General features: G+C 69.0%; 20 protein-coding genes and 2 tRNA genes. 17 read left to right on the plus strand and 5 right to left on the minus strand.

Annotation, left to right across the window (positions count from 1 at the left end; all coding sequences use genetic code 11):
- Positions 1-8 precede the first annotated feature (8 nt).
- From ssuE to HDA44_RS30740, 6 genes are read left to right on the plus strand one after another with little or no spacing between them, the layout of a single operon-like run.
- Positions 9-1064 (plus strand): NADPH-dependent FMN reductase, encoded by a 1056-nt coding sequence (gene ssuE, locus HDA44_RS38295; RefSeq protein ID WP_184840390.1) that lies wholly within the window; start codon positions 9-11, stop codon positions 1062-1064.
- A complete protein-coding gene (locus tag HDA44_RS30720; protein WP_184840392.1) occupies positions 1061-2149 on the plus strand; it encodes an LLM class flavin-dependent oxidoreductase in 1089 nt (362 codons plus the stop codon). Before ssuE ends, HDA44_RS30720 begins: the two co-directional genes overlap by 4 nt.
- A complete protein-coding gene (locus HDA44_RS30725; RefSeq protein ID WP_184840394.1) occupies positions 2146-3462 on the plus strand; it encodes an NtaA/DmoA family FMN-dependent monooxygenase in 1317 nt (438 codons plus the stop codon). Before HDA44_RS30720 ends, HDA44_RS30725 begins: the two co-directional genes overlap by 4 nt.
- Positions 3459-5357, plus strand: coding sequence for an FAD/NAD(P)-binding protein (locus tag HDA44_RS30730; protein ID WP_184840396.1), 1899 nt, complete (start codon positions 3459-3461; stop codon positions 5355-5357). Before HDA44_RS30725 ends, HDA44_RS30730 begins: the two co-directional genes overlap by 4 nt.
- Positions 5347-6444 carry an LLM class flavin-dependent oxidoreductase gene (locus HDA44_RS30735; RefSeq protein ID WP_184840398.1) on the plus strand — a complete coding sequence of 366 codons (1098 nt, stop codon included), beginning with the start codon at positions 5347-5349 and terminating at the stop codon, positions 6442-6444. Before HDA44_RS30730 ends, HDA44_RS30735 begins: the two co-directional genes overlap by 11 nt.
- Entirely contained in the window at positions 6441-6914 is a 474-nt protein-coding gene (locus HDA44_RS30740) for a DUF1684 domain-containing protein (protein WP_184840400.1), read from the plus strand. The genes HDA44_RS30735 and HDA44_RS30740 overlap by 4 nt, the downstream gene beginning before the upstream one ends.
- An 18-nt stretch (positions 6915-6932) precedes the next feature.
- Here HDA44_RS30740 and HDA44_RS30745 read toward each other — a convergent pair whose 3' ends face one another.
- Positions 6933-7565 (minus strand): DUF899 family protein, encoded by a 633-nt coding sequence (locus tag HDA44_RS30745; RefSeq protein ID WP_184840402.1) that lies wholly within the window; start codon positions 7563-7565, stop codon positions 6933-6935.
- A gap of 189 nt (positions 7566-7754) precedes the next feature.
- Between HDA44_RS30745 and HDA44_RS30750 the strand changes: the two genes are divergently transcribed.
- The 3 genes from HDA44_RS30750 to rpmG all read left to right on the plus strand — a co-directional run bounded on the left by HDA44_RS30750 (position 7755) and on the right by rpmG (position 8177).
- Positions 7755-7827, plus strand: a tRNA-Thr gene (locus HDA44_RS30750).
- A 45-nt stretch (positions 7828-7872) separates the two neighbouring features.
- Positions 7873-7946: transfer RNA gene (locus tag HDA44_RS30755), tRNA-Met, on the plus strand.
- A 63-nt stretch (positions 7947-8009) separates the two neighbouring features.
- On the plus strand, positions 8010-8177 hold the full coding sequence (gene rpmG, locus HDA44_RS30760; protein ID WP_167205752.1) for a 50S ribosomal protein L33: 168 nt from the start codon (positions 8010-8012) through the stop codon (positions 8175-8177).
- A gap of 72 nt (positions 8178-8249) precedes the next feature.
- Here rpmG and HDA44_RS30765 read toward each other — a convergent pair whose 3' ends face one another.
- A complete protein-coding gene (locus tag HDA44_RS30765; protein ID WP_337906612.1) occupies positions 8250-8996 on the minus strand; it encodes a hypothetical protein in 747 nt (248 codons plus the stop codon).
- A gap of 71 nt (positions 8997-9067) precedes the next feature.
- Here HDA44_RS30765 and HDA44_RS30770 point away from each other — a divergent pair, with 71 nt between their 5' ends.
- From HDA44_RS30770 to HDA44_RS30800, 7 genes are all read left to right on the plus strand, one after another.
- On the plus strand, positions 9068-9490 hold the full coding sequence (locus tag HDA44_RS30770) for an FAS1-like dehydratase domain-containing protein (RefSeq protein WP_184840404.1): 423 nt from the start codon (positions 9068-9070) through the stop codon (positions 9488-9490).
- Complete coding sequence (locus tag HDA44_RS30775; protein ID WP_184840406.1) at positions 9487-9888, plus strand: MaoC/PaaZ C-terminal domain-containing protein; 402 nt, start codon at positions 9487-9489, stop codon at positions 9886-9888. The genes HDA44_RS30770 and HDA44_RS30775 overlap by 4 nt, the downstream gene beginning before the upstream one ends.
- Positions 9885-10910 (plus strand): UDP-N-acetylmuramate dehydrogenase, encoded by a 1026-nt coding sequence (locus HDA44_RS30780; RefSeq protein WP_337906613.1) that lies wholly within the window; start codon positions 9885-9887, stop codon positions 10908-10910. Before HDA44_RS30775 ends, HDA44_RS30780 begins: the two co-directional genes overlap by 4 nt.
- A gap of 238 nt (positions 10911-11148) precedes the next feature.
- Positions 11149-11904 carry a DUF559 domain-containing protein gene (locus HDA44_RS30785; RefSeq protein ID WP_337906614.1) on the plus strand — a complete coding sequence of 252 codons (756 nt, stop codon included), beginning with the start codon at positions 11149-11151 and terminating at the stop codon, positions 11902-11904.
- Positions 11905-11995: 91 nt separating this feature from the next.
- Entirely contained in the window at positions 11996-12379 is a 384-nt protein-coding gene (locus HDA44_RS30790) for a discoidin/SUN/FTP domain-containing protein (RefSeq protein WP_184840410.1), read from the plus strand.
- A 225-nt stretch (positions 12380-12604) separates the two neighbouring features.
- Complete coding sequence (locus HDA44_RS30795) at positions 12605-12931, plus strand: hypothetical protein (RefSeq protein WP_184840412.1); 327 nt, start codon at positions 12605-12607, stop codon at positions 12929-12931.
- A complete protein-coding gene (locus HDA44_RS30800; protein ID WP_184840414.1) occupies positions 12931-13680 on the plus strand; it encodes a helix-turn-helix domain-containing protein in 750 nt (249 codons plus the stop codon). Before HDA44_RS30795 ends, HDA44_RS30800 begins: the two co-directional genes overlap by 1 nt.
- Before the next feature lie 37 nt (positions 13681-13717).
- On the opposite strand, the gene HDA44_RS30805 is transcribed toward HDA44_RS30800, so the two are convergent.
- The gene (locus HDA44_RS30805; protein ID WP_184840416.1) at positions 13718-14341 is read right to left on the minus strand and encodes a 2'-5' RNA ligase family protein; all 624 of its coding nucleotides are present in this window, start codon (positions 14339-14341) and stop codon (positions 13718-13720) included.
- An 11-nt stretch (positions 14342-14352) separates the two neighbouring features.
- Positions 14353-15669 (minus strand): NsdA family TPR-like regulatory protein, encoded by a 1317-nt coding sequence (locus tag HDA44_RS30810; protein ID WP_238352586.1) that lies wholly within the window; start codon positions 15667-15669, stop codon positions 14353-14355.
- A gap of 320 nt (positions 15670-15989) precedes the next feature.
- Between HDA44_RS30810 and HDA44_RS30815 the strand changes: the two genes are divergently transcribed.
- Positions 15990-16496 carry a hypothetical protein gene (locus HDA44_RS30815; protein WP_184840418.1) on the plus strand — a complete coding sequence of 169 codons (507 nt, stop codon included), beginning with the start codon at positions 15990-15992 and terminating at the stop codon, positions 16494-16496.
- On the opposite strand, the gene HDA44_RS30820 is transcribed toward HDA44_RS30815, so the two are convergent.
- A complete protein-coding gene (locus HDA44_RS30820) occupies positions 16489-17859 on the minus strand; it encodes a TrpB-like pyridoxal phosphate-dependent enzyme (RefSeq protein WP_184840420.1) in 1371 nt (456 codons plus the stop codon). The two genes, HDA44_RS30815 and HDA44_RS30820, sit on opposite strands and share 8 nt — an antisense overlap.
- Between the last annotated feature and the right edge of the window lie 30 nt (positions 17860-17889).

The raw sequence follows: 17889 nt of genomic DNA on the forward strand, positions 1-17889 counted from the left end.
GAGAATCCATGGCGATCATCGCAACTCTTTCGAGCAGTCCGTCCGTACCGTCGCGCACCGACGCCGTACTGGACCATGTCAGCAAACGGCTGATCAGCCACGGCCACACCGTCACGCCGATCGTGCTCCGGGACCTCCCGGCCGATCCGTTGCTCCGCGGTCAGGCCGATCACCCGGACATCGCGGCCGCGGCCTCGGTACTGGAAGCGGCCGATGCGGTCGTGGTCACCACACCGGTCTACAAGGCGGCGTACTCCGGTTTGCTGAAGGTGTTCCTCGATCTGCTTCCGCAGTATGCGCTGAAGGGCAAGACTGTGTTGCCCTTGGCAACAGGTGGGACGCCGGCGCATGTGCTGGTGATCGACTACGCGCTGCGGCCGGTGCTGACGAGTCTCGGCGCCGGCGCGATCGGGCAGGGCTGGTTCGTGTTGTCGTCACATGTTCGGTTGTACGACGGTGGCGGTCTGTTGCTCGATCCGGCCGCGTCGGTGCCGCTGTATCAGGTGACCGAGGCGTTTCTCGCGACTATCGCGGGCGATCAGCCGAAGGAGAGTACGCCGGTGCAGGCGGCGGCCGTTGAGGCCGTACGCGCTCGACCGGAGGATCCGGAGGCGGCGCCGTTGCTGGCGGATCTGGTCGTGGAGTACAGCACGCGGTACGGGCGGACGAATGTGAACACGCAGCTCACCGAGGTGCCGGCGGCTGACTTTCACGCTGAGCAGGGTGGGGCGTTCGTGCTGCTGCGGTCTGGCGGGCAGACGGTCGCCGGGGGTGCGATCCGGCGGTACGACGATGCGACCGCGGAGGTGAAGCGGATGTGGACCTCGCAGGTGCATCGGCGGCAGGGGTTGGGGCGGCGGGTGCTGGCGGAGCTGGAGGCGGCGGCGCGTGACCTCGGGTACCGGCGGTTGTACCTGACGACCGGGCCGAGGCAGCCGGAGGCGGCCGGGTTGTACCTGGCGGCCGGGTTCGAGCCGCGGTTCGATGTCGAGGCCGATCCGGAGTCGATCGGGCCACTGCCGTTCGTCAAGGAAATCCCGGCCGAGCTGAAGGTGGCGTCATGAGCACGCCGGAGAGTACGTCGGGCGGTGCGGCGAGCGGTCGGCGGCAGGCGGTTCTTGGGATTGAGATCGATGGGGCCGGGGCCGATCCGGGTGCGTGGCGCGGGGCTGAGGTCGATCCGCGGGCGATCCTGACCGGGGAGCTGGCGGTGCGGGCGGTGCAGCGGGCGGAGGCGGCCGGGATCGACTTCGTGACCTTCGCGGACACGTTGGAGGCACCAACGGACGTACCGGGCGAGGTCAGCGTGCGACTCGACGCGCTCGGCCTGGCGGCTCGGGTCGCGCCGGTCACCCAGCGGATCGGCTTGCTGCCGACGATCACCGTCACGCACACCGAGCCGTTCCACGTGCAGGCGTCGGTCGCGACGCTCGACCACGTATCGGGCGGACGGGGTGGATGGGTCGCGGACGTTTCGGACTCGGCCGAGGCCGCCGCGGTGATCGGCCGGCGTACGCCCGCGCCGGCCGCCGAGACCTGGCGGGAGGCGCGGTACGTCGTGGATGTCAGCCGCCGGTTGTGGGATTCGTGGGAGGACGACGCGATCATCCGGGACGCGGCGACCGGACGGTACGTCGATCGGGAGAAGCTGCACTACGTCGACTTCGAGTCGCCTACGTTCAGCATCAAGGGCCCGTCGATCGTGCCGCGACCACCACAGGGTCATCCGGTCACGGCGGTGCTGGCGCGTACGCCCGAAGCATTGGAAGCGGCCGCTGACGCGGACGTTGTGCTGTTGCCGGAGTCGGATGAGCTCGTGTCACAGCTCAGCCACCTACGTCGACAGAGCGTGACGCTCGGTCCGGCGGCGCGGGCGGGTCTAGTGGTGCTGGCGTCGGTGGTGGTGCGGCCGCGGGCGGACGGGGTCGCGCGAGTAGTCGAACAGATCGAGAACCTGGTCGAGGCAGGCGTCGACGGCGTGCACCTCCGGCCGGGGTCGCTTGAGCTCGACGTGCCGTTGATCGCGGGCGAGGTGGTTCCGCGCCTACGCGACCGCGGGCTGATCGGTACGGCCGACCGGGGTGGGAGTCTGCGCGGCCGCCTCGGGTTGCACAAGGCAACCAACAGATACGCGAGGAGCACCCGATGACCAAGCAGGTTCACCTTGCCGCGCACTTCCCCGGTGTCAACAACACGACCGTCTGGTCCGATCCGGCCGCCGGTTCGCAGATCGACTTCGCGTCGTTCCGGCATCTTGCGGAAACCGCCGAGCGGGGTACGTTCGACTTCTTCTTCCTGGCCGAAGGGCTACGGCTGCGGGAGGTGAAGGGCCGCATCCATGACCTCGACGTCGTCGGCCGCCCCGAGTCACTGACCGTACTCAGCGCGCTGGCGGCCGTCACCACCCACCTCGGCCTGGCCGCGACCGTGAACTCGACCTTCAACGAGCCGTACGAGCTGGCCAAGCGGCTCGCCACGCTCGACCAGCTCTCCGGCGGCCGCGCGGCCTGGAACGTGGTCACCTCCTGGGACGCGTTCACCGGCGAGAACTTCCGCCGCGGCGGCTACCTGGACAAGTCCGATCGGTACGTCCGCGCGCAGGAGTCGTTGCGGATCGTCCGCAAACTCTGGGATTCGTGGGCGGCGGACGACCTGATCGCCGACCAGGTCACGGGCCGCTTCGCCCGCGAGGGCGCTGGGGCCTTCGCGGACGACGGCGACCACTTCCGGATCAGCGGGCGGTTCGGCCTGCCGCCGTCGCCGCAGGGCCGGCCGGTGATCATCCAGGCCGGGGACAGCGATCAGGGCCGGGAGTTCGCCGCGTCGGGCGCGGACGTGATCTTCAGCTGGCACGGTACGTTCGCCGCCGGGCAGACCTTCTACAAGGACGTGAAGGCGCGGCTGGCCAAGTACGGCCGGAGTGAAGACTCGCTGAAGATCATGCCCGCGGTGACCGTGGTCGTCGGCGACACGGACGCGGACGCGGTCGAGAAGGCGGCGTACATCCGCGAACAGCAGGTGTCCGGGCCGACGGCGCTGGTACTCGCCGAACTGCTCTGGGGGCGCGACCTCTCCGCGTACGACCCGGATGGCCCGCTCCCTGAGCTGGAGCCGGTGGTCGGATCATCGGTAACGCAAGGGCGGGTCGGATACAACGATCCGGGCCCGATCGTCGCCGAGTGGCGCGCGCAGGCGGAGGCGCACGGCTGGTCGCTGCGCGAGACGGTCATCAACCAGCAGAACCGCCAGACCTTCATCGGATCGCCGGCAACGGTCGCCGAGGCGATCAACCGGCACGTCCAGGAGGACGCGGCCGATGGGTTCGTGCTCGTACCGCACCTCACGCCAACTGGACTGGATGACTTCGTCGACCAGGTGGTGCCGCTGCTGCGGGAGCGGGGCGTGTTTCGTACGGAGTACGCCGGACCGACGTTGCGCGATCAGCTCGGGCTACGGCGATGAGGGTGTACCCGTGGAAGGAACCGCCCGCGACGTTGGTGTTCGTGGGCGGTGGGCCGCGGACGGTCGGGTTGCTGGAGCGGTTCGCCGCAAGTGCCGACGAGTTGCTCGACGGGCGCGAGGTCGAGATCCACGTGGTCGATCCGTACCCGGTCGGCGGCGGGCGGATCTGGCGGCGCGAACAGTCCCGGCTGCTGTGGATGAACTCGATGACCTCCGACGTCACGATCTTCACCGACGAATCGGTCGACTGCGAGGGGCCGATCACCCCGGGGCCGGATCTGGCCGCCTGGGTCGCCGGGCCGGGCGCGGTGATTCTCGAAGAGGCAGGGCTCGAACCGCCGGGCCCGATGGACTTCCCACCACGGCTGGTGCAGGCGGAGTACCTGGCGTGGGTGTGGGAGCGCGTCGTCCGCGATCTCCCCGCGACCGTCATCACCCACCGGGAGCGGGCGGTCGAGCTCACTCCGGACCAGCGGGTGGTGCTCGAGTCGGGTACGGAGATCGCGGCCGACGCGGTAGTACTTGCCCTCGGCTACCTCGATCGGTTGCCGACGGCATCGGAATCGGCGTGGGCGGCCCAGGCGGCGGACGCCGGCCTGACGTACCTGCCGCCGGGTTACACGGCCGATGTCGACCTGGACGGGCTTTGGCCGAAGGACCCGGTGATCGTACGCGGGTTCGGGCAGGCGTTCGTGGATCTGATGGTGCTGCTGACCGAAGGACGCGGCGGCTGGTACGACGAGTGCGACGGACTGCTCACGTACCACCCGTCGGGTGACGAGCCGGTGTTGTACGTCGGTTCGCGGCGCGGCGTTCCGTACCACGCGAAACTCGGCTACACGGTCGCCGGTACGAAGCCGGTGCCGACGCGGTACCTGACCCGCGAGGCGCTGGGGGAGGGTGTACTCGACTTCGATCGTGAGGTGCAGCCGCTGATCGAGAAGGAACTGGCGTACGCGCATTACCGGCAACTGTTCAGCGCACACCCGGAGCGAGTCCGCTGCTCCTGGGAAACCTTCGAAAAACTCCTCGACACCTGGTCACCAACGGCGGCCTCCGCCGCGTTGAAGGTCCGGTTCTTCGCGGCCGTGGCGGGGGCCGTTCCCGACCCAGCCGACCGGTTCGTCCGGGCCGAGGTCGACCGGCCGTTGGCGGGGCGGGTGTTCGCGGATCGAGCGCAGTTCGAGCGGTACCTGGTCGAGTTGATCGAGGGCGACCTGCTGCGGCGCGCCGACCCGGCGTACTCCGCGGATCTTGCCGTTTTCAACGCCCTGCTCAGCATCTACGGCGTGCTGTCGCAGGCGATCACCGACGGCCAGTTGAGCGACGAGGATCGCGTCCGCCGGGTGGAGAGCGACTGGCACGGGTTCTTCTCCTTCGTCGCGAGCGGTCCGCCACCGCGGCGGCTCGAAGAACTGCTCGCGCTGCACCGGGCCGGGGTCGTCCACTTCGCCGGACCGGGTCTGGAAGTTGCTCTGGACAACGACCAGTTCGTTGCCCGGAGCCCCGGTGTCGCGGGCGAGATCCACGCCCGGGCGTTCGTCGAAGCCCGGTTGCCGCGCCCGGACGTACTCGCGACGACGGATCCGTTGCTGTGCGGTCTGCTCGAATCCGGTGCGCTGGCGGCGGACGAGTTGTTCGCCACCGACGGTACGAGTCTCGGCGGCGGTCAGCTCCAGGCGGACTCGCGCTCGCGGGCGATCCGCGACGACGGCTCCGTACACCCCGCCCTGTTCTTGCTCGGCCCGTCGGTTTCCGGATCGGCCGGCTCCTCCGGGTTCTCCCGGCCGTACTTCAACGGTCCCGGCTTCCGGCAGAACGACGCCGTCGCCCGGGACCTGCTCAGACTGCTCGCCGCATCCACTGCTCGGAAGGAAGAACGTCATGCCAGTTGAGTTCCTCGGTATCGCCGGCACCAACCCGGCCAGTGAGGTGACGCCGCGGCCCGGCGGCCCGCTGGACCTGGAGTACACCTCGAAACTCGCCCGCGCCCACGAGGACAACGGGTGGGACCGGATCCTGTTCGCGTACCACTCGGGCGCACCCGATCCGGCGCAGGTCGCGGCGTACGTCGCCGGGCGTACGGAACACATCAACCTGGTCGTGGCACACCGGCCGAACGTCGCGTACCCGACCCTGACCGCGAAGACCTTCGCGACGCTCGATCACCTCAGCGGCGGCCGGTTCGAGGTACACGTGATCACCGGCGGCTCGACCGCGGACCAGGCGGCGGAGGGTGATTTCCTCGCGAAGGACGACCGGTACGGGCGTACGCGGGAGTTCATCCAGATCCTCAAGCAGGCCTGGACGTCCGATCAGCGGTTCGACTTCGACGGTACGCACTACCGGTTCGAGCAGTTCCTGGCCGACATCAAACCGGTGCGGCAGCCGCGGCCGCGGATCTCGTTCGGCGGGTCGTCCGCGGCGGCGTACGCGGTCGGTGCGGCCGAGGCGGACATCTTCGCGCTCTGGGGTGAGCCACTGGCCGGGACGCGGGAGCAGCTCGCGACCATCGACGCGGAGGCGGCGCGGGCCGGGCGGACGGACCGGCCGGTGATCCAGATCGCGTTCCGGCCGATCATCGCGCCGACCGAGGAGCTCGCCTGGGCGAAGGCGGAGAACATTCTCGGCCGGATCAAGACGGTGCAGGCAGGCGGTACGCCGGTCACCCGGCTCCGGTCGGCGACGCCGGAGAACGCCGGATCGCAGCGGCTGCTCAAGGCGGTCGCCGCCGGTGAGCGGCACGACCGCGCCCTCTGGACCGCGCCGACCGGGCTGACCGGTGGGGGTGGAAACTCGACGGCGCTGGTCGGGACACCGGACACGGTCGCGGCCGCTTTGCTCGATTACTACGACCTCGGCGTGCGGATCTTCTCCGCACGTGGGTACGACATCTACGACGACGCGATCGACTTCGGCCGGTATGTCATCCCACTGGTCCGCTCCGAGGTCGCGCACCGCGAACAGAGGAAGGCGTCATGACCGTAGTTTCCGATCTGGAGCAGGACTGGCATACCTGGCATGCGGCCCGCGAACGCGACCTGGACACCGACTACGGCTGGCTGTCCATCGTCGCCTTCGACTGGCTGTCGTCCGCACCGACAGGGCTGCAGGGCCTGCCGGGGCAGTGGTGGGCCGATGAACGCGCGCACGTGTCGGCGTCCGGTGAGCTGACGCTGGGCGGTGAGGATCGGGCGTACGAGCTGGTGGCTACCGCCGCGGGGGACAGTCGGCTCAACCTGTCCTTCCACGACCGGACGAACGGTGCCGAGACAGCTCCGTGGCGCACCGTGACGACCGGTCCGGTCGCGCGGGACGGCTCGGTGTCGATCGACTTCAACCGGGCGATCAACCTCCCGTTCGCGTTCACGGCGTACGGCACGTGCCCGGCGCCCGTACCCGGCAACCGGATCGACCTACCGGTGACGGCCGGAGAGAAGAAGGTGCGCTGAGAGCTTCGTCACAGCGAGTCAGCCGTAGGTCGGCGCCTGCGGCCAGCCGGCGGGGGAGTCCTCCCAGTCCTCCTGGCGGCCGTACGGCGCCAGGTCGAGGATGTTGTTCACGAACAGCAGCCGGTCGACGCCGCGCTGGCCGGTCGAGTACGTCCGGTACACGGCGTCGCCGTCGCGGAAGAACAGGCTGAGCAGGAACCCGCCGTCGGCGCCACAGTCGGCGGCGAACGTCGTACCGGCCGAGGACGCGAACGGGATGCCGTCCCAGCCCTGCTCCTTCCAGTAGCCGGCCATCTGGTCGAGCGGCATGTCGGACACGGTCGCCCAGGCCACGCCGTTGTGTGCCAGCCCGGCCAGATCGGTTACCTGCTTGGTGAAGTGGGTGCAGCCGGGACAGAAGTTGCCCGGGCCGTTGTTCATGAACTGGTACAGCGCGAGCTGCTGCTGATCGCCGAAGAGGTCACGGAGCGTGACCGGTCCGCCCGGTGCGGAGAAGGTGTACTCGTCGAACCGCACCATCGGCAGCCGCCGGCGCCGGGCCGCGATCCGGTCCTGGACGCGGGTCGCCTCCTTCTCCGCGACCAGCAGCTCGGCCCGCGCCTGCTCCCACTCCTCGGCCGTTACCACCGAGGGCATGACTGTCTCGGACATCTCTGGTTCCTCTCGTTGGTCTTGCCCTGATGACGAAGCCGTCGCGCGGTTCTCGACAGGGGGCCGAAAATTGGTCAAGAGCACTCCGCGGAACCGGTATGCTTTCCGGGACGGACCGAGGGCCTGCAAGGCGCTCCAGACCCGATTTCACATCGGGCCCGGAGACCGTGTAATCTCTCTCCTCGGCCCGCCCCTTTAGCTCAGTCGGCAGAGCGTCTCCATGGTAAGGAGAAGGTCTACGGTTCGATTCCGTAAAGGGGCTCGGAGAACGGCATCCCACCTTCGGGTGGGATCGCTCATCTCACCCGGCGGGGTAGCTCAGGTGGTTAGAGCACACGGCTCATAATCGTGGTGTCGCGGGTTCGACTCCCGCCCCCGCTACCGACTCAGTATTTCGAGAGTGCGATCACCCAAGTTGCGTACTCATGACCCGAAGAGGTAGCAGTGGCCAAGTCGACCGACATTCGCCCGAAGATCACGCTGGCATGCACGGTGTGCAAGGAGCGGAACTACATCACCAAGAAGAACCGGCGCAACGACCCGGACCGTCTTGAGCTGAAGAAGTACTGCCACCGCTGCAACGACCACACGGAGCACCGCGAAACCCGCTGATTTTTCAGTACTCCCACGAAGCCGCTTCGGACCATCCGAGGCGGCTTCGTGCTGTTAGGAAAGAGTTGGGATTCAAGTAGTGAGGATGGGGCGGCCGGCTTCGTAGGCGGCTTGGCGGGTGGGGCGGGGGGTCAGGCAGCAGGAGCCACAGAGGGTGTTCTTGCCGGTTTCGCTTGTGTAGTACAGGCAGCAGGTGTTGCGCAGGTACACCAACTTGCCGGCCGCCACCTCCACATCACCGAGCCGCGCCAGCCCGCCGGGCGCCTTCGCAACGAACGACCGCCACCGCTCCAGCAAGAACCCCGGATCCACCGTGACCTTCTCCCGGGTCGCGGCACAGAACCCCATCGCGCACCCGGCCGCCACCCCGCCGTACACCTGCCGCAGTCCGGCCCGCGTCCGCCGATGCAACTCCTCGGACAACGGAAGCAGATGCTGCCGAAGCACCACGTCGTACAGCGTCTCCAACCCACCCGGCAAGAACTCGGCGGAGCGTACGGCGACCGCCGCGATCCCATGCCCTTCCTGCGGCCGGACCCACAGGTTGCGCGGCCGGATGTCGAGTACGCGACCCTCCAGCGCCCACAGCAGCAGCGCCGTCGCCGGCGCGCGACCGGCGTAGAACGACATCAGGCTGAGCGCGTTCGCATGCGCCGATCGGTGCCCGCTCGCCTCGTCGTCACGCTTGAGCAACTCGGTCAGCTCCGGGCCACCCGGCTCCAGGATGTGGTCCACCCGCAACCACTCCGAACCCGCCGGCTCCCCGATCTCCACCCGATACCGAGCCGCGTACTCCGCCAGCGCCGCCACTGCCGTCACGATCAACCTTCCATCCCAGAACCGTGGGCGGCGGACACCCGGGTCATAGTGTGCCAGTAAGGTTTGCGGATATGACGATCGACGCCACGATGGTCGGCCGGGAGTACGCGGCCGCCGGGTCCTACCAGGTCGGCCGGGAGAAGATCCGGGAGTTCGCCGACGCGATCGGTGACGGTAACCCGGCGTACCGGGGTGATGACGCGATCGCGCCGCCCACCTTCGCGTTCGTGATCGGCAGCCGCGCGCTGGAGCAGCTGCTGAACGACGCGGAGCTCGGGCTCCGGCTGGACCGGATCGTGCACGGCGCGCAGAAGTTCGCGTACACCCGTCCGATCAAGGCCGGTGACGAGATCGCCGCGACCGCCACCATCACCACCGTACGCAAGGCCGGTCCGGTCGAGGTGATCATGTACGAGACCACGCTGACCACCGTCGCCGGCGAGCCGATCGCCACCGCGACGTCGACCCTCTCGCACAACCGGGCGGACGCATGATCGAGGCAGGTTTTGAGCTGTCGCCGCTGACTGTCACCTTCCGTCGTGAGGACCTGGTCCGGTACGCGGGGGCGAGCGGTGATTTCAACCCGATCCACTGGAGCGACCGGATGGCCGAGGCGCTCGGTCTGCCCGGTGTGATCGTGCACGGGATGTTCACGATGGCCTCGGCGGTCCGGGTCGTGACGGACTGGATCGACGACCCGGCGGACCTGGTCGAGTACGGCGTCCGGTTCACGAAGCCGGTGGTCGTACCGGATGACGACAAGGGCGCGAGCGTGACGTTCTCGGCGAAGGTGGAAAAGGTCACCGACGGGTTGGCCGAGATCGACATCACGGCGGTCGCGGGCGAGGAGAAGGTCCTCGGCCGGGCCCGGGCGGTCGTGCGCGTCCGGTGAAAACTCAGGTGCCGCTGGCCGGGTACACCACCCTGCGGGTGGGTGGGCCGGCCGACAAGTTCGTCGAGGTCGAGACCGAGCCGGAGCTGATCGCCGCGGTCCGGGACGCCGACGCCGCCGGTGAGCCGGTGCTGGTGCTCTCGGGGGGCAGCAACCTGGTGATCGGGGACGACGGGTTCCGCGGGACGGTGGTGAAGGTCGCGACGTCCGGCATCCGGGTGGACGCGGACGCCTGCTCCGGCGCGACCGTGCACGTCGCGGCCGGCGAGGACTGGGACACCGTGGTCCAGCGCGCGATCGCCGAGGAGTGGAGCGGACTCGAGTCGATGTCCGGCATCCCCGGGCTGGCCGGGTCGACCCCGGTGCAGAACGTCGGCGCGTACGGGCACGAGGTCGCCGGGACGATCGCGTCGGTCCGCGTCTGGGACCGGACCGAGAACGCGATCCGGACGATCTTCGCGGCCGAGTGCGGCTTCTCGTACCGGAACTCGCGCTTCAAGGCGGATCCGGATCGGTACGTCGTCCTCGAAGTCGCATTCCATCTTCGGCTAGGCGATCTGTCCGCACCGGTCGAGTACGCCGAGCTGGCCCGCGTACTGGATGTCGAACCCGGGTCGCGCGCCCCGATGACCGAGGTCCGCGAGGCAGTCCTGGGCCTGCGCCGCGGCAAGGGCATGGTCCTGGACCCCGCCGACCACGACACCTGGAGCGCCGGCTCCTTCTTCACCAACCCCATCCTCGACACCCCCGCCGAGGTCCCCGCCGGCGCCCCCCAATGGCCGCTACCCGACGGCCGAGTCAAAACCAGCGCCGCCTGGCTGATCGAACATGCTGGCGTCTCCAAGGGCTTCACCATCGGTGCCGCCGCCGTCTCCACCAAACACACCCTGGCCCTCACCAACCGAGGCCAAGCCACCACCAAAGAACTCCTCACCCTGGCCACCCACGTCCGCTCCCAGGTCCACCAGGCCTTCAACATCACCCTCGTCAACGAACCAGTCCTGGTGAACTGCACCCTCTAACGACAGGAGGTAGTGCGCGCCGGCCTGACCTCGAGCGGCCGGCTGAGCGCACAATCCGATAGCCAAAGGAACTACCTCTTGTCCTTACAGCACCTGTGGATAACTTCGGCCGCGTATCCAGCCAACCCTGCAAGATCTGGGGATGATTGATGTGGCCGAGGTTTTGGCTCGGCTTGGGGGTTGTGCGACATCCGTTGAGCTGCTCCGGGTGGTCTCGCCCGGGGCCTTGAAGGTGGCGGTGCGGCGAGGTGAGGTTGAGCGGCTCGCCCGAGGTGTCTACGGGCTGCCGAGTCTGGGGCCTGACCGGCTGGCCGCGATTGCTTATGACGGCGTCGTTTCGTACACGAGCGCGGCGGTTGCCTGGGGGCTGCCATTGCTTGTGCGGCCGGAGAAACCTCATGTCACGGTCCCGGCGCAGCGCAGGCCCCGGCCGGGCCGGCCGGTGGAGTTGCATTGGGCGGCAGTTTCGCCGGCGGAGCGGGGTGTTCGACTGACGTGCATCCTGCGAACAGTGCTTGATTGCGCCCGCCTGCTGCCCTTCGGCGAGGCGCTGGCGGTCGCCGACGCGGCACTGGTCACCGGCGAGCTGGTGAAGGAGGAACTGCAAGCAGCTGCGAACGCGATGCGTGGCCCGGGGCGCCCGAACGCGATTCGCATCGCGGCTGAGGCCAGCCGGAGATCGGAGAGCTTTCTGGAGTCGATGTTGCGGAGTCTGCTGGTCAGCGCCGGGGTCGACGGCTTCGAGCCGCAGGTCGTCGTAGCCGCCGGTGGTATCCGCGTTCGCGTCGATCTCGGTCATCGGACGGCCCGGATCGCGCTGGAGGCCGAAGGGTACGAGTTCCACGGCTCGGCCCGGAAGTTCGCCGCCGACTGTCGGCGGTACGACGATCTGGTCGCGGCCGGCTGGCTGGTGCTCCGCCTCACCTACCAGCAGGTCATCGGGGACCCAGCTTGGGTGGTCGAGACTGTTCGGGCGACGCTCGCGACCCGCTAACGACAGGAGGTAGTCCTCCAGCCACACCGATCGCGGTGGCGGTTGAGCGCAGATCAGCCAGCAGGGGCACTACCTCCTGTCGTTAGACCCCTTGAAAATCTTTTGCACCACAGTTCCGTCCGAGGACCTTGGTTGGGACGCGGCGCCCTGGCTGCAACTCACCTGGGCCGAGCCGGTGACCTTGTCGGAGATCGTCGTCGTGCTGGACGCCGATGTGCAGGAGGATCTGATCAACCTGCACCACCACCGGAGCCCGTTCGAGGCGCTCCCCACTCTCCTTGCCGACTACACGCTCGAAACGCGCACCGCCGGCACCGACTGGACGCCTGTCGCCGAGGTCAAGGACAACCACCACCGCGCGCAACGGCACGTTCTGCCCACGCCCATCGAGGCGACCGACCTCCGGCTGACCGCGTTCCGGACGCACGGCAATTCCCGCGCCCACGTGGTCTCGATCCGCGCTTACAGATCCTGAAGTTTCTGTCAACGGCATCTCGGACGGCCGCGGGACAGTCCCGCCGGGGTTCGCGCAGGTCAGTTTCGTGCGGCGCACCACGGCGCGCACCGGATCGGTGAAAGTCGCGCCATCGGGGCCGTTGGGCTGCCCTCGGACGGCTTGTCCAGTACCGGGCGTGACCGGTACCTTCCTCTGTGTTCCAGTGGAGCACGTGCAAATGCACGTGCATATGGAGGGAGAAGCATGTCCCGGACACCTCAACCGGTCGAACCACACCGGGCGGCGCCGACAGTGGTGATCGTGATCCTGGTGCTGCGCGTAGCTGTCTTCGCAGTGACCGTGGGTCTGGCCGCGGCGCTGCTGATCAGCGGACAGGACCTCGGAGCCGTCTCGTCAGCCGTCAGCGGCCTGGTCACCGCGGCAGTCGCGGCCGCCTGCGTCCTGACCGGCCGACTCGGACTCGGGCAGCGTGGACTCGGGCAGCTCGGACTCGGCCAGCTCGGAGTGGGGCAGCTCGGAGTCAGGGGGCCAGGGATCGGGCGGCCAGGGATCGGGCGGGTGGTGCGGTGATGCAGGTGGACACCAGTCAGACCGCGCCGGAGTTCTATCTGCGCGAGTTCGCCGAGATGCTCAAACAGGTACGCGGGGACGCCGGCCTGACGGTCCGTGAGCTCGGTGCGGCGATCGGCCATCACCACAGCCGCATAGTCCGCGCCGAGCAGGGCGCGAACCAGCCGACCTGGGAGCTGACTCGCGCGTACTTGTGCCGCTGCAGTGTCAGAAGCCAGGAGCTGTCGGCCTGGTCATTGCTCTGGGACGTCACCTACGAGGCGGAGCGCCTCCGCAAGCGCGGGCCCGACGCGATGGAGCAGAGCGAGGGGGTGAAGCTGCGCCAGCTGCTGCAGGAGCGCTGGCCGGCTGCGGTCGCTCGGCTTGCCGCGCCGCACCCGCTGGTGACCAAGCTCCGGATGGTCACCACCAAGCGCGAACTGGGGATCGCGTTGCAGGAGCTCGGCGCCAGGCTCGAGCCGGTGTCGATCCGGCAGTTGGCGGAGTGGGCAGGCGTTCCGAAGACGACGCTGCACGACTGGACCTCCGGGCGCCGGCTGCCGGACTCGAAGCGTCTCGTCACGGTGGTGTCGGCGCTGCGGGCGACGAAGAGTGAGGCCGACGAGTTCAGGTACGCGCTGGAGCGGATCAGTGGCAAGCGGTGCGACGGCGTACACGTCGGGAACCGGCGGCCGTGCGTGTTGTGGGAGTACCACCGCGGGCCGCATCGTACGTCCCGCGGTCATGAGTGGCTGGACGACGGCGACTGAGCTGGTCGGGGCTGGTCGGGGCTGGTCGATGGGCTGGTCAGGGGGCTGGTTCGAGGGGGAGGGTGCGGGAGGTCGTCCAGTGGTACAGGTGGTCGGAGCGGGTCAGGGCGAGCAGTCTGAGGGCGGTGATCGACACCTTGGCGGAGTGCGCCGGATGCGCCGTCAGCCGGGTGGCGGTCGCGGCGGCCGGGGACTGGCTGTTGCTGTAGGCAAGGGTTATGTGCGGGTCGAGTCCAGGCAGTTCGGGGACGGCGTCGTCGCCCCAGATGTCCACCATGGCGGCTCTGGTGAGGTCGCGGAGATGGCGGAGCGGTTCGGCCGGGTCGACCTGGAGGCGGATCGATTCCGGGTCGAGGACAGCCGGCCCGACGGTGACCGGGACGGCGCCGAAGCCGGAGACGCGCAGCCGGGTCGCGTCCACGATGTCGAGCAGATCGGCCTTGGGTACGCGGTCCGCGAAGCCGACGCCTTGCACCGCGAGGTGCAGCCATTGGACCGGGACCGGGGTGAAACCGGGTAGTTCGTCGAGCAACCCGGCGTACGCGGCACGCAGGCCGGCGATCTCGGGATGGTCCTCGAACGTGACGTGCCAGGTGTAGAAGATCCGGCCCGGGCGCCAGCCCGGACGCCAGGACCAGTGATCTCGGAGTTCGTCGGACATCGGCTGATCCTTCACTTGCTGACGGTGGCCCGGCTGGCGGGATGGCGGGTGAAGACCCGGATCGCGTCGTGCAGCGCGCGGGCCTTCGGGTCGGTGGCGTGTTTGCTCATCCGGGTCAGCGCGGCGACCTCGCTGATCCGGTGCACGAGTGGACGGACCCGGTACTCGACCGGGGTGTTCAGGACCACGAAGACCGCGTCGTTCGCGCCGTCGAGCTCGTCCAGGTGCAGGTGCGCCTTGGCCTGCTGCAGCCGCACCATCCGCTCGGAGCCGAAGTTCCGCAGTAGATGTGGTGATGCCTCGAACGCGGCGATCGCGTGATCCGCGTGCGCCAGCGTCAGCTCGGCCTCCCCGAGTGTCAGGTGGACGTCGGACCAGATCCCCTCGGCGCGTTCGGGCGTACACAGGAACGGGCCGCCGCGCTCCGGCCCGTCGGTGCGTACGGTGGTGCGCTTGGCGATCATCAGCGCTTCGCGGGCCTCGGCGTGCCGGCCGGACCGGGCCAGGTCGACGGCGACGGCGCTGGTGAGGAACAGCGTCGAGCTGCCGACCGCGTACCGCAGGCCGTCCGCGGCGTACGTCGCCGCCTGGTCGAAATCGTCCTGCCAGAACGCGATGGTGTGCTGGGTCGCGCGGACCCAGGCGCGCAGGTCGTCCTGGTCGGCGGCCTCGGCGCAGGCCCAGGCGGTCCGGGTGTGGTTCTCGGCGATGTCGGGCCGGCCGAGATCGACCGCGATCCAGCCGAGCAGACTCAGTGCCCAGCCGGCCGCGTCGTACAGACCGCGGCTCTGATGCGGCGACTGCCGACCGGTGAGCAGCCGGAACGCGCGGTCCCGGATCGCGAGCGCGCGCTGGTAGAGCGGCCTGGTCGGCGTCCGCAGGTAGTTCTGGGTGATCCGCAGCAGGTCCGCGTGCAGTTGCTCGACGGTGAGCTCGCCGACGTTCGACTCCTCGGCGAGCGCGAGCTGCGCGACCGACTCGTCGCCGGTCCGGACCAGGTCGTCCTCGAGGTCGATCACCGAGCTGACGCCCGGCTCCGGATCGGTGACCCCCGGACCGCCGGGCGGGACGAAACCCAGCTCGAGGTCGTCGGCGACGTTGAGCACATGCCGTAGGCCGGAGCGGTACGCCGCGCCGGGCCACCGGACCGCGCCGCGTTCCAGCTTCGCGATGTAGTGGCCGTCGAGTTCGTACTTCGTCTCGGTCGTCTCCCACAGCCAGGCGCACACCGCGTCGGCGAGCTCGGCCCGGGTCATCTGCTCGCCGGGCGCGATCCGCGACGGGGTGCGCTCCCGGGCGGCGCGCAGCAGTTCGTTGGGCTCTGGCATGCCGGTAACAGTAGGTGTTCGAACACCCTCAGCGACGGCAAAGACAGGGCCTGTGGACGATCTGCCCGGTGATTCCCCGAGATGCCCCGTGGAGCCCCGATTTTCCTGTCCTGCAAGGGGTTTCGGCCGCTGCCGGGAGCTGCCGAGGTGGCTCTGCGGGCCGATCGTGGGTTAGCTGAGCGTAAACGATCCGGGCAGGCCCGGCCAGGCCGGGGCAGCGGCCCGGTGCGCGCGGGGCAGGTCCGGTCGTGGGAGGCCGGTCGGGGCATGTCCTAGTGCGCCGTGTCGGAAGTTCCGTTGCGGCGCACTAGGGTTGCCGGGTGCCGGAAGAAGCCGTGACGACGTTGCGCGCCGAGCTGGATCGGTTCGAGCGGGCCGAGGAAGGGTTCGCCCTGCTCGAGGTGTTTCTCGAGATCGGGCAGCCGTACCTGGGTGCCGCGGTACTCGATCCGGCCGGGTTGCGGTTGCCGGACGCGATGACGGCGGACCGCGCGGTGGTGCAAGAGCTGATCGAGGACCTCGAACGCGAGCCGGCCGGGAAGAGTCGCGTGGTCGAGCGGGACTTCGACCTCGCGGATCCGCGGGCGCGCTGGGATTACGTCCGGCTCGCGTACAGCTCGCGGCAGGCGACGGTGTGGAGTACGCGACGCCGAACCACCTACTTCGAAGTGCACGAGCAGGTACGAGCTACGTACTGGCTGCCGGACGGCTTGAAGGCGGAGTACTTCGAGGCGATCAAGGCCCGCGGCTGGGCCGTTCCGGACGACTGGCTGACCGCAGTCGCGAAACGGCCCAAACCCTGGTGGAAACGCGGCGGTTTCAGCTGATCGCCGGTAGTCGCGTGAGCGCCTGCGCCACGGCGGCCTGGATGTCGGCGTCGTCCCAGGCGCGGTCGGTGATCCGGTTGCCGAGATAGGCGTCGTACGCGGCCAGGTCGAGGTGCCCGTGCCCGCAGAGCGCGGTCAGGATGACCTTCTCCTCGCCGGACTCCTTGCAGCGCTGGGCTTCCTCGATCGCGGCGGCCAGCGCGTGCGTCGGCTCCGGCGCCGGCACGATGCCTTCGGTACGGGCGAACCGCAGACCGGCCGCGAAGCACTCGGACTGCGGTTTCGCGACCGCCTCGATCTCGCCGGTCTCGTACAGATGACTGACCAGCGGGCTCATGCCGTGGTAGCGCAGGCCGCCGGCGTGGATCGGGTCCGGAACGAAGTCGTGGCCGAGGGTGTGCATCTTCATCAGCGGCGTCATCCCGATCGTGTCGCCGAAGTCGTACGCGTACGTCCCCTGGGTCAGCGACGGGCACGCGGCCGGCTCGACCGCCCGGACCACCGGCGACATCCGGCCGGCCCACTTCTCCCGCAGGAACGGGAACGCCAGACCGCCGAAGTTCGACCCGCCGCCGGTGCAGCCGACCAGCAGATCGGGGGTCTCACCAACCATCGCGAGCTGGATCAGCGCCTCCTCGCCGATGATCGTCTGGTGCATCAGCACGTGGTTGAGCACCGAGCCGAGCGCGTAGTGCACCTCGGGATCGCGGACCGCCGCCTCGACCGCCTCGCTGATCGCGATCCCGAGCGAACCGGTCGAGTCCGGGTCGGCGGCAAGGATCTTCTTCCCGGCCTCGGTCAACTCCGACGGGCTCGGATGTACGGTCGCGCCGAACACCTGCATCATCGTCCGGCGGTACGGTTTCTGATCGTACGAGGCGCGCACCTGCCAGACCTCGCACTCCAGGCCGTACTGCGCGCAGGCGAAGGCGAGCGCCGTACCCCACTGGCCCGCGCCGGTCTCGGTGCTGAGCTTCCGGATCCCGGCCCGCGCGTTGTAGTACGCCTGGGGGACCGCGGTGTTCGGCTTGTGCGATCCGGCCGGCGAGACCCCTTCGTACTTGTAGTAGATCCGGGCCGGCGTATCGAGCGCCTTCTCCAAACGATGCGCCCGGTACAAAGGACTGGGCCGCCACAGCCGGTACACATCCAGGACCTCGCCCGGAATGTCCACATACTGCTCCTGCGACACCTCCTGCAGGATCAGCTCCATCGGGAACAACGGAGCCAGATCGTCCGGCCCGATCGGCTGTCCCGTCCCCGGGTGCAGCACCGGCGGCGGAGGCGTGGGCAGGTCGTGCAACACGTTGTACCAACGGGTCGGCAGCTCATCCTCAGGCAACAGGATCTTCGTCGGCGTCATAACGCAAAGTTAGGCCCGTGCCCGGCGCCC

Source organism: Kribbella solani, from assembly GCF_014205295.1.
Lineage (GTDB): Bacteria > Actinomycetota > Actinomycetes > Propionibacteriales > Kribbellaceae > Kribbella > Kribbella solani.

Excerpts from the sequence above, each read along its gene's own strand:
- ssuE (WP_184840390.1), top strand. The coding sequence starts at position 9 with ATGGCGATCATCGCAACTCTTTCGAGCAGTCCGTCCGTACCGTCGCGC.
- HDA44_RS30720 (WP_184840392.1), top strand. The coding sequence starts at position 1,061 with ATGAGCACGCCGGAGAGTACGTCGGGCGGTGCGGCGAGCGGTCGGCGG.
- HDA44_RS30725 (WP_184840394.1), top strand. The coding sequence starts at position 2,146 with ATGACCAAGCAGGTTCACCTTGCCGCGCACTTCCCCGGTGTCAACAAC.
- HDA44_RS30730 (WP_184840396.1), top strand. The coding sequence starts at position 3,459 with ATGAGGGTGTACCCGTGGAAGGAACCGCCCGCGACGTTGGTGTTCGTG.
- HDA44_RS30735 (WP_184840398.1), top strand. The coding sequence starts at position 5,347 with ATGCCAGTTGAGTTCCTCGGTATCGCCGGCACCAACCCGGCCAGTGAG.
- HDA44_RS30740 (WP_184840400.1), top strand. The coding sequence starts at position 6,441 with ATGACCGTAGTTTCCGATCTGGAGCAGGACTGGCATACCTGGCATGCG.
- HDA44_RS30745 (WP_184840402.1), bottom strand. The coding sequence starts at position 7,565 with ATGTCCGAGACAGTCATGCCCTCGGTGGTAACGGCCGAGGAGTGGGAG.
- HDA44_RS30770 (WP_184840404.1), top strand. The coding sequence starts at position 9,068 with ATGACGATCGACGCCACGATGGTCGGCCGGGAGTACGCGGCCGCCGGG.
- HDA44_RS30775 (WP_184840406.1), top strand. The coding sequence starts at position 9,487 with ATGATCGAGGCAGGTTTTGAGCTGTCGCCGCTGACTGTCACCTTCCGT.
- HDA44_RS30795 (WP_184840412.1), top strand. The coding sequence starts at position 12,605 with ATGTCCCGGACACCTCAACCGGTCGAACCACACCGGGCGGCGCCGACA.
- HDA44_RS30800 (WP_184840414.1), top strand. The coding sequence starts at position 12,931 with ATGCAGGTGGACACCAGTCAGACCGCGCCGGAGTTCTATCTGCGCGAG.
- HDA44_RS30805 (WP_184840416.1), bottom strand. The coding sequence starts at position 14,341 with ATGTCCGACGAACTCCGAGATCACTGGTCCTGGCGTCCGGGCTGGCGC.
- HDA44_RS30810 (WP_238352586.1), bottom strand. The coding sequence starts at position 15,669 with ATGCCAGAGCCCAACGAACTGCTGCGCGCCGCCCGGGAGCGCACCCCG.
- HDA44_RS30820 (WP_184840420.1), bottom strand. The coding sequence starts at position 17,859 with ATGACGCCGACGAAGATCCTGTTGCCTGAGGATGAGCTGCCGACCCGT.